At 32.8% G+C, this 16,934-nt stretch carries 10 protein-coding genes; all 10 read left to right on the top strand.

Annotated elements, in window-relative coordinates:
* Nucleotides 1–308 precede the first annotated feature (308 nt).
* Nucleotides 309–7,895, top strand: coding sequence for a DUF7601 domain-containing protein (locus WMO18_RS05405; protein WP_211147649.1), 7,587 nt, complete (start codon nucleotides 309–311; stop codon nucleotides 7,893–7,895).
* Between the two features lie 56 nt (nucleotides 7,896–7,951).
* Nucleotides 7,952–8,968, top strand: a complete 1,017-nt coding sequence (locus tag WMO18_RS05400; RefSeq protein ID WP_211147650.1) for a leucine-rich repeat protein — start codon at nucleotides 7,952–7,954, stop codon at nucleotides 8,966–8,968.
* A gap of 155 nt (nucleotides 8,969–9,123) precedes the next feature.
* On the top strand, nucleotides 9,124–9,837 hold the full coding sequence (locus WMO18_RS05395) for a hypothetical protein (protein ID WP_022506074.1): 714 nt from the start codon (nucleotides 9,124–9,126) through the stop codon (nucleotides 9,835–9,837).
* Nucleotide 9,838: 1 nt separating this feature from the next.
* Nucleotides 9,839–10,102 carry a PqqD family protein gene (locus tag WMO18_RS05390; protein WP_022506073.1) on the top strand — a complete coding sequence of 88 codons (264 nt, stop codon included), beginning with the start codon at nucleotides 9,839–9,841 and terminating at the stop codon, nucleotides 10,100–10,102.
* A complete protein-coding gene (locus tag WMO18_RS05385; RefSeq protein WP_211147651.1) occupies nucleotides 10,095–10,565 on the top strand; it encodes a S24/S26 family peptidase in 471 nt (156 codons plus the stop codon). The genes WMO18_RS05390 and WMO18_RS05385 overlap by 8 nt, the downstream gene beginning before the upstream one ends.
* On the top strand, nucleotides 10,562–12,274 hold the full coding sequence (locus WMO18_RS05380) for an ABC transporter ATP-binding protein (protein ID WP_211147652.1): 1,713 nt from the start codon (nucleotides 10,562–10,564) through the stop codon (nucleotides 12,272–12,274). Before WMO18_RS05385 ends, WMO18_RS05380 begins: the two co-directional genes overlap by 4 nt.
* A gap of 1 nt (nucleotide 12,275) precedes the next feature.
* Nucleotides 12,276–13,460 (top strand): nucleotidyltransferase family protein, encoded by a 1,185-nt coding sequence (locus tag WMO18_RS05375; RefSeq protein WP_367286409.1) that lies wholly within the window; start codon nucleotides 12,276–12,278, stop codon nucleotides 13,458–13,460.
* Between the two features lie 84 nt (nucleotides 13,461–13,544).
* On the top strand, nucleotides 13,545–13,925 hold the full coding sequence (gene panD, locus WMO18_RS05370) for an aspartate 1-decarboxylase (protein WP_211148507.1): 381 nt from the start codon (nucleotides 13,545–13,547) through the stop codon (nucleotides 13,923–13,925).
* Nucleotides 13,926–14,020: 95 nt separating this feature from the next.
* Nucleotides 14,021–15,394: a uracil-xanthine permease family protein gene (locus tag WMO18_RS05365; protein ID WP_211148508.1), complete on the top strand. Its 1,374-nt coding sequence runs from the start codon at nucleotides 14,021–14,023 to the stop codon at nucleotides 15,392–15,394.
* Between the two features lie 212 nt (nucleotides 15,395–15,606).
* A partial coding sequence (locus tag WMO18_RS05360) for a leucine-rich repeat domain-containing protein (protein WP_367286408.1) occupies nucleotides 15,607–16,934 on the top strand: 1,328 nt, incomplete at its 3' end.

Below are 16,934 nucleotides of genomic sequence, written 5' to 3'. Positions count from 1 at the left end.
TTGCAGACCTCTTATGAGGTCTGTTTTTTTATATTTACCACTCTTTGTGCAATATGTACAAAAATATTTCTATGTTAGTTATTATAATTCTATAAAATAATTAAGCTTAGTAAACATATACAAATCAAAGATATTTTGCGAAAACAGTTGATTTTACTGTATAAAAATGTTATTATGATAATAAATAATTGTGGGTTTTTGCACCCTTTTTTCGGTTGCAAACTATTGATGGTCAGACAGTAGAATCGTAATAAATGAGCAAATATTCACAACTTCTTATGCAATTATTTGTAATGGAGGTATAAAAAATGAAAGAAAAAATTAAACGCATCAGTTCTAGCACTTGGGCGTTGATTCTTGCCCTTATGATGGTAGTTTCTTCTTTTTCAGTTCTTGCTGCTACAACTAATGTGAACAAGACCGGTGCTAGTTTAAATTCCGGTGAAACTATTTATCTTAAACCTAGTGAAAACTGGTTACAGAAGGACGCTAAGTTTGGTCTTTATGTTTGGAATGATGGACAAACTGCTCAATGGGTTGTTATGAATGATGATGACAATGATGGTTATTATTCTGCCAGTGTTCCTTCTGGTGGACCATATGCTAATGTTATCTTCTTGAGATTAAATGCGAATACATCTGAACCATCAGGTACTGGTTGGCCTTCTTCTTACATTTGGAACCAAACTGCTGACTTGATTAGAGAAGACGGTAAAAACTGCTATGCTGTTACTGAAGGTACATGGGATAAAGGTGGCGGTACTTGGTCAACATATTCAGCATCTAAAGACCCAGTAGCAACTTCAGTTTCACTAACTTCAAATGCAACTGATGGCAAGATTGCTCAAGGTAAAGATTTAATACTATCTGCAACTGCTACAGGTAAGGTTTCAGGTGATGTTACTTATATATTCTATAAAGGTAACACACAAGTCGGTGATGCACAGACTGCATCCGAAAGTACTGCAACTACTACTGTTAGTGGTCTTTCAGCCGGTGATTATACTTTTACAGTAAAAGTTACTAAGGATGGTTATACAGAAGTAGCCAGTGACCCAATCAATGTTACAGTAACTGGTGGTGACGGTTATTTCCTATATAATGACAATGGTGGGAAATCTTTTAAAACATCTACAAGTTTAGGTGAATTTTCTAGTAATGTATTATCACTTGATTTGGATGCTGGAAAAACTTACTATTTATATGTTGTAAAGAATAATGATGTAAAAAACTCATATTTTAGTAGCGAAAAAGCATTTGATGATTCTAATAAGTCTGTTACTCTTTATGATTATGGTACTAATAATTTTAGTGATGAAATTGTATTCACACCTGAAACAAGTGGTAAATATAAATTCACTTGGACACCGGGTAATGGACAAGGTACACTAAAATATGAATTGGAATCTACACCTGTAGCAAAATCAGTTAATCTTACTGCTAATCCGGAAAATGTAGTTGTTGGTGGTTCAACAACTTTAACTGCTAATGTTACTGAGTTGAATAGTGGAGCAGCAAGTAATGTAAAATATACTTTCACAGAAGTTAAGGAAGATGGCACAACAGTTGGTACTCCACAGGAACTTTCAACTGATACTGCTACTTTCACTGATTTAACAAATGGTAAACATTACTATAAGGTAACTGTTTCTGCTGATGGTTATACTAGTGTTACAGCTACAGTTGAAGTAAATGTAAATCAACCTTACAACGTTACTGCAAAATATAAAATTACTGAGAATGGCGTTACATATGAAGATAAAGATTCCAATAAGGATATTGTATCTGTTAATGGTGAAGTAACATCAAATACTTCTTCCGGTACGGTTGTTGCAAAGAATACTATCACAAACGGTAGTTCAACATATGTTTTTGCTGGTTGGGAATCTAAAAATGGTAGTTTTACTGATGCATCTAAGGCATCAACAACATTCTCTCCATCAGCTGACGCAGATGTATATGCTAAGTATAAGAAACAATATACTGTTTCAGCATCAGCACCCGGTGGTAACGGTACAATCAATGTTGAAAAAGACAAATACCTAGCCGGTGATAAAGTTACAATTAATATTAATCCAAATCCCGGTTATCAATTAAAATCACTTAAGAGAACTACAGGTATATCAGGTGAAACTACAGATGTAAAAGTCGGTGTATCTAACAACAAATATGTGGTTGATAATATTTCCTCAGATGAAACATTTGTAGCCGAATTTGAGGGAAATCCATTAGATTGTTCTATGTATCAGTTATTAGGTGATTTTGATGGTGGTTCATGGGCAGGTGGTTCAGGTTTAGCATTTACTTCAGATGGTAAAGCTGTCATTACCTTAACATCAAGTCGTAAACAGTTCAAATTCTATAACACTGTTGCTAAAACTCAGTACGGTTCTAAAAATACAAGCAACGAAGTAGTTACAATGGGTACAGAATATACAACTACTAAAGGCGATGGTAGTACATATAGAATTGATGATACAGGTACTTTTATTATTGAAATTGTTGATATTGATTCTAACGGTGTTCCTAAGTTTAAAGTTACTAAGGATGATACAATTTCAAATTATCAGCTATATATTTCAGAAGGTAGAAATAAAGAAGGTACATTGTTAGGTAACTTCACTAAGGCTAAAGATGGTACTTATCAGCGCATTATAACTGTTAAAGAAGGTACTCATTACTTCTACATCAAAGATTCTACAAGTACAGACTCTACTTTACAGTATAGTGATGGTATGGAGAATTGTGAACTTGGTAAACCATATCTGATGAATCGTAGATATGATATTATGAATATTCAATATAAGCTATCTGCCGGTTCTTATAAAGTAACATATGGTGACATTGATACTAATGGTCAAGGTAAGTTCAAAATTGACTCTCTATCTAAGCCTCTAGCTGAAAGTGTTGCTCTTTCTTCAAGTGCAACTGCCGTAAAGATTGGCAATAAAGTTACCCTAAAAGCACAAATCAATAATAATAATGTTGAAAAGGGTGCGACATACACTTATACTTTCTATGATGGAGAGGGTAAAGAAGTAGGAAAAAAAGTTACAACAGAGCTTACTGCTTCTTGCGAAACAACAAGCAATACAAAAGGTGTGGTTTCTTATAAGGTAGTTGTTTCTACAAATGCAACATATATTGATCCTGATTACCCTACTGTTAGTCTAACTTATACAGATGTATCTAGTGAAACTATTCAAGTTGACTATCGTGAAAAAATTCTTTATATTGCTAAAGTTAATAACGATGGCACACTGGGTACACTTTATCCGCTAACTGCAGATTCATTCAAACCTGCTGATGGTGTTCAATCTGTTACTATCGCAGTATTTTCAGATAAAACAATTTCTGATGATACAGTTTGTAACTTAACTGTTTCTGAAAGCAAAAATAAATATGCAACTATCACAAGTAGTACAATTGATACTGATGATGTTGCAGGTATTCCAACTTATACAATTAATTGTAATGAAGGTGCTTCATCACCAACTATTTACATTGTTGATGACAATATTTATGCAGTAGCTACTTTTGATATGGGTACGACAAATACTTTTGATAATAGTAATAAAGTGGATTATTACTTTGCTGAACCTACAGATGATACCGATATTTCAAAACCAACTACTGGTGATGGTCTAGGTCTAAGAATTTACTATTGGAATAACTCTGTTGCAGACAAAAAAGGTTATGCTGATGTTACAACTAAAGTTGATAAAGATGGTAAAGATTCCGGTTCTAATACAATTACCGTAAATATGAAGGACTTGTATAGTTCCGGTGTTACAGATTCAAAGACATTTAATGTTTACAAGGTATCTCTACCTGTATGGGCAACATCATTTAAATTTGTAAGTAGTGGTACAACTGAAATTGATACACTTAGTACATTTGTACCGAATAAAGCCGGTGACGCTTCAATCGGTCTAAACCCTAACAGAATTTATTTGTTATACAAAAAGGGTTCTTCTTGCTATTCTCGTGGTGTTGTTCTTGATAGTTCATTCTGGACAAAAACACCAAGTGAGAACAATGATGTTCCTACAAAGAACTTTAAAGCAAATGCAGTTAATTATAATACACAATATGATGCAGGTGGTAATGTTACAAACACATTTAACACTTATTTAAATGCTTTGTATGATACTGCTTATGCTAACCCTCTATTCTTTGGTTATGTTAAGCCTACAACAACAGAAGTTGCAGGAAACCAAAACTTTAGAATTCAGGATAACTTGGCTATGCGTCATGATGATAATCATGCTTATTATGCTTCAGTTCAAGGTTTGGCAGGAAATACACTTTCTTCTACAAGCAAAAATGAAAATGGTTGTGGTTATCTGTTGACTGCTGACGGTTCAGGCAATATGCCATTGTTTGATTATGATAAATTAAAGAATAATACCTATGTTGCATCAAGTGTTAATGAAGGCTTGAACTTTCCATTTAACGAATCAACATTTAATGGTATCACAACCTACTCCTATGATTCATTTACTGATAAGAACAGAGTAATTGATGGCGATTTCAAGGTAGATACATATTCAAACGCTACTGTTGGTAATGATAAGGGTGTTGGTTTCTTCCCATTTGATAATTCTGATAGTACTAAGAATGCTAATAAATATGGTTTTGGTACCGAATTTGATATTGACTTCTATATGTCAGAAACAGGTAAATTAACTGCTGCTGATGGTACACAGAAAGACATTACATTTAACTTCTCCGGTGACGATGACGTTTGGGTATATGTTGATGGTGTATTGGTTCTTGACCTTGGTGGTGCTCATAAGGTTTCATCCGGTTCAATCAACTTCTCTGATATGAAGGTTATTTATAAGGCAGCAGTTGATTCATCAGATAACATTAATAGCCGTACTGCTGACCCTAAGACAGACGATAAATATGCTACTGACGAAAAATATGTTACAACCGTTGACCTAGCAAAAATATTCAAGGCTAACGGTGCAGAATTTAACAACAAAAACTCTTCCAAGAAACATACTCTTCAGATGTTCTATATGGAAAGAGGTAGCTTTGATTCTAACTGTTCAATCAGCTTTAACTTACCTCAGAACACAGGTCTACTTGTTCGTAACGATGTAAACTTTGATTCAGTTAACCCTGGCCTAAAGGATGCCACTATGGGTGTTGCAAACAAAGATTACTTTAGCTATATGATTGAAAATAAATATGCCAGTGCTGCTGATTTTACTACACTAACAAATAAGTATGGCACTCTTCCAAACAAGACCACATCCGATAACATAACCAACGCTAACTTTACATTTGGTAGTTCTAATCCACTATATCCTATTGTAACTACTGACAACATTATCCGTAGAGTAGTTAACGGTACAACCTACTATTTGGCTGTTAAGAATGATAGTGGTAAAGGATGTGAATCTTATTGGTCTACGCATTTGAAAGATGCTTATACAGGATTACCTTCTATTAACTTTAGTTTACCAGATGATTTTGCAAAATTGGAAAATTCTACTGATGAAAACAATTCAACAGCAGTTTCCGGTCAAACTGATGCTAATGGTGGTTTCAACTTACTGTTTAATCAGTCTGCTAAGTTTAATTCGAAAATTCCTAGTAATACAATGGTAAAGGTAGTTCAAAACGAAACTTTGTATGAAGTAAATGCCGGAAATTCAAACACAGCAATGAGTGTTGCAAGTGATGCTAATGGAAAAGTCACTAGAAGAAATGTTTCTAATTTCTACTCAACTTCTTACAAAATCACTGATGATAAGAGCCAAAAGATTATAACTGAGGCAAAGGGTAATAAAAATTCCAATGTTTTCAGTAATGATACAAGTGCCGGAACTGATGGTTTCTACTTTGCAGATTATTCCGAAAACCATTCTGATTCAAGTGCTATGACAGTTAACTTTACTAACACTGTTTCAACAAGTGATATTAAAATTATAAAGAAGGTTACTACTGATAATAGTGATAATAAGGTTGATCCAAAGAGTGGTGACCGTTTCACCTTTACTGTTAAATTGTCAAATATCTTTGGTGACAAAGATGATATAATGCTAAATGAATATGAAAACCTAACATATAAAGTTTATGATTCTTCTACCGGTAAGCTAGAAGGTACTCGTACTTATGGTAAGTCCGGTGTTAGCATTACAGCTAATGAATATGCTGTTATCACCGGTATCCCTGTTGGAACTCACTATGAAGTAACTGAAAAGCAAAGAACAGGTTATCAGTTTGATAATGTAACCGGTGAATTTGTTGCCACCACTTTAAATTCTACTAAAGCCGGAACTCAAACTAATGGAATCAAGGATACTGATTTTATACCTTGTAAAGATTCTGTAGATAGCACAATCAATACAGAGGCTGAAACTGTTACAGGTAATATGCCAATCGCAAATGACGCTAATAATGCAGGTAAGACAGTACAACTTACTTACACTAATAAGGAAGCCGGATTCACTATTTCATTTAAGTATTATGATAGAGAAGTGACAACAGGTTCTGTTGCTCACATTAACACAAAACCTACTGTAGTGAACTACGTATTCTCTGTTGGTGAACTTGCACAATATCAAAATCAAGATGGCACATATGATTATGCTGGAATGATTACTAAGGCTGTTACTGCTGGTGGAATTAACCCGGACAATGTTATTGACTCTTATAAGTACTTCACAAGTCAGTCTGATGCTGAAACAGGTATTAAGAAGGAGTTTTCATACAGAAATTATGATAAAACAAATTCTAAGTATCTAACATATGGTGAAGCTTATACTAATGGTAACTTTAAAAATCACACTGACTGCTACGGTAGACTTCAAGGTTCTGACGGTGCTGCAGTAAGAGATGGTGAAGATTGGGTTTCTTACTACAATGGTAAAACAAAGTACGCAACAGAAGAAGATGCTAAAATGGCAGATAAAACGGTTACTTCAATTACAGTTTGGTTCTTTAATAATCTAAAGCCTTATAGTCCAACATTCCATTATGCAACAGCTAAAAACGAACTATCTCCGATTGATGGTACAAGCAAGTTTGTTGGTACACAGCTTAATACTATTAAGCCTGTATTCTATAACGTTCGTTTAGGTGTAGCTAATGGTGTTGATTCTATCGATGAAGAAGGTCTTTACTTAAAGGAATATGGTGTTACAGGTTACACAGGTACTTATTCCGGCACAGCAATGTCTATCCAGAATGGTGAGAAAGAGCTTAAGTTCTTGTATTGGTCATATGATAAGGCCGGTAAGTCTATTGCATCTAACTCTTACAAGTATGGTTATCGTGTAACTAACAACATTCACCTATATGCTATTTATGGTGAGGCTAAGGATAATACCGAACCCGGTTTAACTGTTTCTATGAATAATCCTGATTACCATACAGATAGTAACGGTATCAATAGAGTTCGTCTAAACACTGTTATGAATGTTTATAATTGTCCTGATGATGACCCTAATATCAAAAATGTTGCAGTTATCTATATTCTAGACCCTAACAACTACATTCAAGATTATATTAATAAGGATAACAAAACTGCACTAAGTAATATTCGTAAAAATGTTTATAATTTGATTAAAGAAAATGGTAGTAAAGCTCAGTTCTCCGGTGTCACAATTAAGATTGACGGCACAAACGATAACAAGGCTTTGGGCTTAACTTACACAGCTAGTAAGGATTTACTAACTAACAAGAACAGAGTTCAGTTTACTACTGATTTTAAACAATCAGCACTTGCTGTTCAAAAGGTCATTTATACATTTAGTGCTATGAATTATTCTAAGGAAAGTGCAACTGATTGGATTGTTAGTGACAACTGCATTAAATACATATTTGATAAAGATGGTAAGGTAACTGGTGATTCAACACAAGTAAACTGTTTACAGTAAAATTTATGCAACACATAGCATTATGCTATGTGTTGCTATTTAAATAGGAGGACAAAATGAAAAAATCTAAAAAGATAATTTCTTTAGCATTTGTTGTACTTCTCTTAATAAGTATTGTTCCTATGTCAGCTAGTGCTGCTGAAGTTGTGTACGGTAATTTTTCTTTTGAACTTAATGGTACTACAAATCAGGCAACTTTGTCTGAATATAATGGCAACAGTTCTTCTGTTAAAGTTCCTGACACTGTTTATGGTTATACTGTAACTAAAATTGATGATTTAGTGTTTTATAAACATGATGAAATTCAGTCAGTTTCCTTGCCAAACACGATTAAAAGTATCGGTTTCAGTGCATTTTCTTCTTGTACTAAGCTAAAGAAAATTATTTTACCGGTTACGGTTACTTCAATGGGTGAATATACTTTTAACAATTGTACTTCATTAACTGAGGCTTATGTAAACTCAGCAATTGAAACTTTACCTAATTATATGTTTAAGAACTGTACTAGCCTAACTAAGGTTAATGTTAACTTTTATACTGAAAAAATCGGTACCAGAGCTTTTGACGGTTGTACTTCTCTAAAGTCTTTGCCTAACGGTGTTGCAATTACAGAAATTGGTGATGAGGCTTTCTTTAATTCAGGCCTAGAGTCAATTAAAATTAATGATACAGTAACAACTATTGCAAATGGTGCTTTTAGTAATTGTTCTAAACTTACTAAGGTTAATGTTCCTTCATCTGTAACTTCGATTTTCGATAATGCTTTCAGCAATTGTGGTGAAAATCTTACAATTATAGGTGACTATGGTTCATATGCCGAGAAATATGCTAAGGACAACAATATAACTTTTGAAGAAAATCCACTTTTAATTGGTGATGTTAATAATGATGGTGATATCAATGTTAGAGATTCAGTTTATATTTTGAGATACATTGCTTTACAATCAGGATATGAAATTCCTGAGGGTACACTAATCTTTAAGAGAGCTGATGTAAATGGTGATGGAAAAGTTGATGTTACCGATGCAACACTTATTCAGAAGTATGCATTGCATATGATTGATAAATTCTAAGTGAATATTTTAGAGCTGCCTTTATGGTAGCTCTTTTTTTGTTACTTTTTGCGATTCCTTGATTTATTCACATTTTTCAACTATAATTAAATAGTACATATAACATCATTTTTGTTATTAGTTGTGCTATTAGATAGATTGTTTTGGAGGGTAATATGCTTTGTAAATTTGCTAACTTTTTTGTTGAGATTAACCCTCTTTATGATTATACAAAAGATATGATTAAGTTTTTTGAAACTGATGAAACACCTACTTCAGATGTGATAAAAGTAGGGGATAAGTTTACTGTTGATGACTACAAAAAATACATTTCACTTCATCCTGAAGTCCCTATTTATGAAACAGAATATGTATATTTATCTTTTGATTTTTTTGAAAAAATCTTAAAGTACAATGCAATTATGGTACATTCATCAGCTATAAAATATAATGATAAGTGCTATCTTTTTTCTGCTGATAGTGGTGTAGGTAAGTCAACCCATACTGCATTGTGGCATAAAGTTTATGGGGATAAGGTACAAATTATAAATGATGATAAACCTATAATTCGTCTAGAGAATAATGAACTGGTAGTATATGGCTCGCCATTTGCTGGTGGAACAATGAAATTCCAAAATGACAGTGCTGTTTTAGGTGCAATTGTATTTTTGGAAAGAAGTGAAAATAATTCTATTGAAGAATTATCACCTCAAAAAGCAATGCGATATTTGTTTAAAGAAACTATGAGAAGAATTGGCAAAAATAAAATGAACGATTCTTTAAATATGATTAATGCAATTTTAGAGAATTGCAAATTCTATAAGCTAAAGTGCAATATGGATAAAAGTTCAGCAATACTTTCTCATGATACTATAGTAAAGGAAGATTAATATGAAAATTAAGGAAGATTTTTTACTGCGAAAAGTAGCAGATTGTTATGTAGTTGTTCCTGTAGGCAAGGCAACTGTTGACTTTAACGGTATGATGAATCTTAACGAAACCGGTGCTTTCCTATGGGAAAAGTTAGAAAATGATACAACAAAAGAAGAACTGCTAAAGGCTATGCTTGATGAATATGAAGTAACTGAAGATATAGCAAAGAAGGATATAGACAACTTTATTACAAAGCTAAAGGACGGTAACTTACTTGAATAAACAAGTGCCTATTAGTGAACTTGTACCGATTTTTAAGGAAATTCTCAATAGTGGTAGCAATGTGAATTTCACACCCAAAGGTGTGTCAATGTTGCCAATGCTAAGGGATAACTGCGATACAGTAACCTTAACTAAGCCAACAAAACTAAAAAAATATGATGTGGTATTTTTCTACCATAAACCAACTAATTCCTATGTACTTCATAGAATCATAAAAGTCAATAATGACGGTACATATAACATTTGTGGTGATAACAGAATGGTTTGTGAAGTGAATGTGCCTAAGAAAGATATTTTTGCAGTTGTAACAACCTTTACTAAGGACAATGTTACTCATAAAATCACTGACCTTAATTATAAGATTTATTCCAGAAAATGTGTTGCAAAGAAGAAATTAAGATGGAAATATTATTCTTTTAAAGAAAAACTATATCCATATTATAGAAAGATAAAAAGAAAATGAACAGTTCAACTTACAAGAAAAAAGTGAATAAAACTGCATTAAGATGGATATTGCAGAAAAGCAAATCTCAGCTACCATCAATAATTTTGCTTGTTGTAATCTACGGTATTCTTGCAGTAATCGGTGTATATGTTGCTATAGCCAGTAAGTACCTTGTAAATGCTGCAACCGGTAATGACCCAAGTTATGCAAATGACCCTTTAGGTGGTGTTGCACATTACGGTATGATTTTTGGTGGTATCGTTTGTGCAGATATTTTCTTTAGTGTGTTACAGAGGATTTTTGTGTTTAGAATTAGTGCAAAGTTGGAAATCAGCTACAAAACAGACTTATTTCAACAAATATTAGAAAAAGAATTTGCTGATGTTTCAGCTTATCATTCAGGTGAATTGTTAAACAGACTTACAAGCGACATTGGTACAATAACAGGTGCAATTGTTACAATCATTCCTCAACTAACATATATGATTGTAAAACTTGCAGGTGTGTTTATTGTTTTGGTGCAAATCAGTATTCCTTTTACAATGGTGTTTGTAGTTGGTGGTGCATTGGCTCTTTTTGTGGCATCTTTGTATAGAACTAAGATGAAGAACTTTCACAAGAAAGGTCAAGAAACAGATGGCAAAGTGAGAAGCTTTTTGCAAGAAATTATTGCAAGTTTACTTCTTGTTAAGTCTTTCGATATTGAAGATGAAGTGCTAAAAGATGCAAAAAATTTGCAACAAAATAACTATGTAATCCGTAGAAAGAGAAACACACTTTCTGTTATCAGCTCCTCAGCATTTTCATTTGTATTTATGCTTGGATATGCTTTTGGATTAATTTGGGGTGCTTATAATATTGTTCATGGCAATATTACATATGGTGTGCTAACAGAAATTATTGCTTTGGTTTCTCAAATTCAAGGTCCAATCTCAGGACTTACAGGAATTTTTCCTACTTATTTTGCTGCTACTGCATCAGCAGAAAGAATTATGGAAATTGAGTCACTTCCACAGGAAAGAAAGTTTAACAAAAGTGAAATTAATGTGGAAAACATTTATAATAACCTAAAGTCCATCAACTTTGACAATATTACCTTTAGCTATGGCAGAGATGAAGTTTTGTCAAATACAAGCCTAAAAATTAACAAAGGCGACTTTGTTGCCATTATGGGTATTACCGGTATAGGCAAAAGCACACTTATGAAACTTCTAATGTCAGTTTTTAATGTTTCAAGTGGTGAAATTTATCTTGATTTAAAGGATAACAAAAAGCTTTATATTGATAAAAATTCAAGAAAAATGTTTGCTTATGTTCCACAAGGTAACTTCCTGCTTTCCGGTACAATTAGGGACAATTTGCTGATTGTATCACCAAATGCTACTGATGAAGAAATCCACACTTCACTAAAAATTGCTTGTGCTGATTTTGTAGATACTTTGCCTAGTGGACTTGATACAATTTTAGGTGAGAGAGGTATAGGACTTTCAGAAGGACAAGTTCAGAGACTTGCTATTGCCAGAGCAATCCTTACTAAGTCACCGATTCTTTTACTTGATGAATGCACCTCTGCACTTGATGAAGAAACAGAAAAAAGATTACTTCAAAATCTTGTAAATCTGCAAAACAAAACTTGTATGATTATCACTCATAAAAAAGCTGCACTTTCAATTTGCAACAAAGAAGTTTGTATTGAAGATAAGAAAATTATTGTAAAGGAAAATTAATGTGAAAAAGGAAATTTCTCCAAAAGAAAAAACTCAGTATAAATTTCTCCTTAATGTACTGGGTTCTCTGTTTTCTAATATTCCTTTAGAGAATAATAATGAGATTGATTTTAGAGATTTGTACTTTACCTCAGCAAAAAGCAGAGTTGCAAATATGGTTTCCTATGCCTTAGAAAAAAGCAAAATCAATGTACCTAAAGAAATTATGGATATGTTTGTTAGGTGCAGAAAGTTTATGCTGATGAAGGATGCATCTCAGTTTTCAGCAACAAAAAAGTTAATTTCTGAATTTGAAAATCAGGGAATAGACAACCTTCTTGTGAAAGGTCAGTTTATTAAAGACACCTACCCTCAACCTGATTTTAGGGTAACAAATGATGTTGATGTTCATATTAAAAGTGAAGATATTGAAAAAGCTAGAACTATGCTTTCCAGCCTAGACTATAGAATAATTGAGTCAACTGATGATTTAATTGTTGCAGTGCAAGACCCATTTGTACAGTTTGAAATTCATTGTGATAACGGTAACTTTAGAAATTCAGTATTTTCAGAAAATTTGTTCAGTAATGCAAAGCTGATTAATAATACAAATCACACCTATAAATTTACTGATGAATACCACTATATTTATATTGTTGAACATTTTGCTAAGCATTATCGTGACTTAGGTGGTATGGGCGTTAGAATGATAATTGATGTTTATTTCTTAAATAAATATCTAAAGAATAATAATGCTGACTTTAACTTTATAAATGAAAAGCTAAAAGAAAATAACCTTACAAAATTTTATAATATGCTACTTGAAAAAGCTGATTTATATTTCAATAAAGGAATTAAAAATTTTGATGATGTTGATGTTTATATTCTTTCAAATATGACTTTCGGTACAGAAGAAAATAGAATTTTAAACGAAAGAAGAAAATACAATGAAGAATATAATAATTCTACAGAAGAAAATTATATTAAATCAAGAATTTTCCCACCATACAAAAGAATGGTAGAGGAATATCCAAGTTTAAAAAATAAAAAATTGCTTTTACCTTTATATTGGCTACATAGAGATTTCAAAATTTTAACTTCAAAGAACCTAAAACAGTATCAAGAGAATTTGTCAGAATACAAAAAGTATGACAATAAAGAAGAAATTGATTTCCTTGATAATGTTATGAAAAAGTCAGGTTTCTGATTTTTATAACAATTTTTTACAAACATTGATTTTTAGTTAACTAGGTGGTATAATAGATAAGATAGAGAAATAATTAAGGGTGATTTGATGATTACTATGTTAAAAAGCAAACTACATAGAGCAGTTGTAACAGAAGCTGATGTTAACTATGTAGGTAGTATAACTATTGATAAAGATTTAATGGAAAAGTCAGGCATCTATGAATATGAAAAAGTTAGTGTTGTAGATGTTGAAAATGGTCAACGCTTTGATACATATGTTATTGCCGGTGAAAGAGGTAGCCGTATCATTTGTGTAAACGGTGCAGCAGCAAGACTGGTTGCAGTTGGTGACCATGTTATCATTATGGCTTATAGATTAATTGAAGAAAAAGACGCCAATTTCCATAAACCAACTGTTGTTTTTCTTGACAGTGACAACAATCCTTGTGAAGAAAAAGAATGTAAGAGAACTGTCGGCAAATAAAAGTTTTACCCCATTGCAAAAAGCGTTTATTGCATTGGGGTTAATTTATGTAATAAAAGGCTTAGTCTTTTAAATAAATGTTAGGGAGTATGAGTATGAACAAACAACAAATTAACAATGAAGCAATTTACGATGCCCGTAAATTGGGTAAAGGCAAAATGGTTGTCCTTGGTTTGCAACATATGTTTGCAATGTTTGGTGCAACAGTAGTTGTACCACTGATTACAGGTCTTTCTGTATCATCAACATTGCTTTTTGCAGGTCTGGGAACATTACTGTTTCACCTAGTAACAAAGGGTAAAGTACCGGCATTCCTAGGTTCTTCATTTGCATTCCTTGCAGGGTATGCAACAATTGCACCTAAGGGTGAAGCAAACCTACTACCATATGCTTGTTTTGGTGTAGCTTGTGCATCAGTTCTTTACTTTATTTTGTCAGCATTATTTAAAGCATTCGGTGCTCACCGAGTAATGAAGTTTTTCCCACCTATTGTAACAGGACCGATTATCATTGCTATCGGTTTAACACTTGCACCATCAGCTATCAACAACTGCGAAAGTTCAGGTGACAATGCCGGTTTATCTTGGATAGTTGCTATTGTGGCAATTGCAATTATCATTATTTGTAACATCTTCGGTAAAGGTATGATTAAGATTATCCCTATTATCTGTGGTGTTCTTGGTTCATATGTTGTAGCAGTTTGCTTAGGTTTAGTTGACTTCACTTCAGTTGCAAAGGCTGATTGGATTGGTCTACCATTTACATATGACGAAACAGTATTTAGCGTCTTTACAGGTGACACTGATTGGGGCTTAATTACAACATCAATTATCACAATTGTTCCTATTGCTCTTGCAACAATGGTTGAACATATCGGTGATATTTCTGCTATTTCATCAACAATCGGTAAGAACTGTATTGCTGATCCGGGTTTACACAGAACACTTCTTGGTGATGGTGCAGCAACACTTCTAGCATCACTATTCGGTGCACCTGCTAATACAACATATGGTGAAAACACAGGTGTTCTTAACCTTACAAAGGTATTTGACTCAAGAGTTATCAGAATTGCAGCATTCTTTGCAATCCTTTTCTCATTCTCACCAAAGTTTGCAGCTATTGTTACATCAATTCCATCAGCTACAGTTGGTGGTGTTTCACTAGTTCTATATGGTATGATTTCTTCAGTTGGTGTTAGAAACATTGTTGAAAACAAAATCGACTTTACAAATATGAGAAATGTTCTTATTATGGCTATTATCCTTGTATTAGCTTTAGGTATTACTTTCTCAACTGCCGGTAATATTTCTTTCACAATCGGTTCTGTAACAATTCAACTATCAGGTCTTGCAGTAGGTTCTCTAGTTGGTATTATCCTAAATGCTATCATCCCGGGTAATGACTATAAGTTCCAAACTGATGAAGACTTAGGTGCTAACGAAATTCAAAAAGATACCAGAGAAATGTAACTTTAGTATTACAATATAAACTCAATACTAATCTATTAAACCTCCCTTAATGGGAGGTTTTTTGTTTGTAATTTTAATATTCATGATTTAAAAATAAAAAAAGTTAATGTAATATATTATACAGTGTTGACAAAAATTACAATATAAATTATAATTTTATATATAAGATAGTGTATTTATAAAATAGTTTTTGCTACTTAGAAGGTGATTTTATGAAAAAATTATTTAGCTTATTTTTAGTATTTATGTTATTGGTTACTGTTATCCCATTTAATGCATTAGCTGATACTGATAGTGCAGGCATAACAGTTGGTTATGACTTAGGTAAGAATTTTCAAATTACTTATGATAAAACTTCAAAGACATTAACAGTTCAAGGTAAAGGATGTTTTGGCAAGTTAGGTTTTTCAGAGCTTTACAATTATAATTTAGGTAATCCATTGTATTGGGATTGGAAAGAGGATTACTTTCCACCAACAACTTATGCAGAAAACATTGTAATAGGTGAAGGAATAACTGCAATTGGTGACTATATGTTTATTAATTCCTATAACGTAAAAAAAATTACTTTACCTAAAAGTCTGAAAAGAATCGGCAAAGCCTCATTTTTGAATTGTTTAAGTTTGCAAAAAATCATTGGTGGACAGAATGTTAGCCAAATTGACGGTGGAGCTTTTTTATCTTGTTCAGATATTAAGCATATTTCTTTCCCAAATCTTGTGAAAATTGATAATTCAAGGGTTCGTGTATTTACCGTTAGTGATGAAGCTGATGAATATTTGTGGTTATTAGAAAAGAGTTTTAGTGTAGGACCATTTGTGCATTGTAGAAATCTTGAAAGCATTTATATTCCAAAGGTAAAAAAACTTGCTGACAGAACATTTTTTGATTGTCCAAAACTAAAGACAATTAACAAGAATAATAATTTGAATAATATTACAGATATGGGTGTATCTGTGTTTTATAATTGCAAAAGCCTAAAGAATATTTCTTTGCCGAAGATAAAGGCAGTAAAAAGCAGTGCATTGATAAAAAAAGGTGATGATGGTGGAATTATACTTCCTAGTGGTGACTTGCATTGCGAAGGGGCTTTTGAAAATTGTTCATCATTAGAAAAAATTAATATTCCAAATGTAGAAGTCATTGGTAATAACTCATTTTACAATTGTAAAAACTTAAAAAGTATAAATAAAAATAACAGCCTTTCTAAACTGACTTATCTAGGTTCAGGTGTATTTGCAAAATGTGAAAAGTTAGAGAAGATTTCTTTGCCAAAGGTTCAGCAACTAAAAATGACAAAGTATAAAGCAAGTGATTTACGGTTCTATAATGAACAACCAGATGACTTTTACTATGAGTGTGTTAGTGATTTGCGTTCCTGTGACAGAGTTTATGGTACATTTGAAGGTTGTACAAGGTTAAAGAGCATTTCAGCTCCTAATGTAAAAACTGTAGGAGCAAGGACTTTTTATAGTTGTAAAAGCTTAAAGAAAATATCATTGCCAAAGGTAACTACTCTAGGTTCATCTGCATTCTTTAA

Source organism: Ruminococcoides intestinihominis, from assembly GCF_040096285.1.
Lineage (GTDB): Bacteria > Bacillota > Clostridia > Oscillospirales > Acutalibacteraceae > Ruminococcoides > Ruminococcoides intestinihominis.
Note: the sequence above shows the minus strand (reverse complement) of the source record. Positions and strands in the feature narration are given on the sequence as shown.

Bases quoted from the DNA above. Each gene is read 5' to 3' on its own strand.
- WMO18_RS05405 (WP_211147649.1), top strand. From the start codon at position 309: ATGAAAGAAAAAATTAAACGCATCAGTTCTAGCACTTGGGCGTTGATT.
- WMO18_RS05400 (WP_211147650.1), top strand. From the start codon at position 7,952: ATGAAAAAATCTAAAAAGATAATTTCTTTAGCATTTGTTGTACTTCTC.
- WMO18_RS05395 (WP_022506074.1), top strand. From the start codon at position 9,124: ATGCTTTGTAAATTTGCTAACTTTTTTGTTGAGATTAACCCTCTTTAT.
- WMO18_RS05390 (WP_022506073.1), top strand. From the start codon at position 9,839: ATGAAAATTAAGGAAGATTTTTTACTGCGAAAAGTAGCAGATTGTTAT.
- WMO18_RS05380 (WP_211147652.1), top strand. From the start codon at position 10,562: ATGAACAGTTCAACTTACAAGAAAAAAGTGAATAAAACTGCATTAAGA.
- WMO18_RS05365 (WP_211148508.1), top strand. From the start codon at position 14,021: ATGAACAAACAACAAATTAACAATGAAGCAATTTACGATGCCCGTAAA.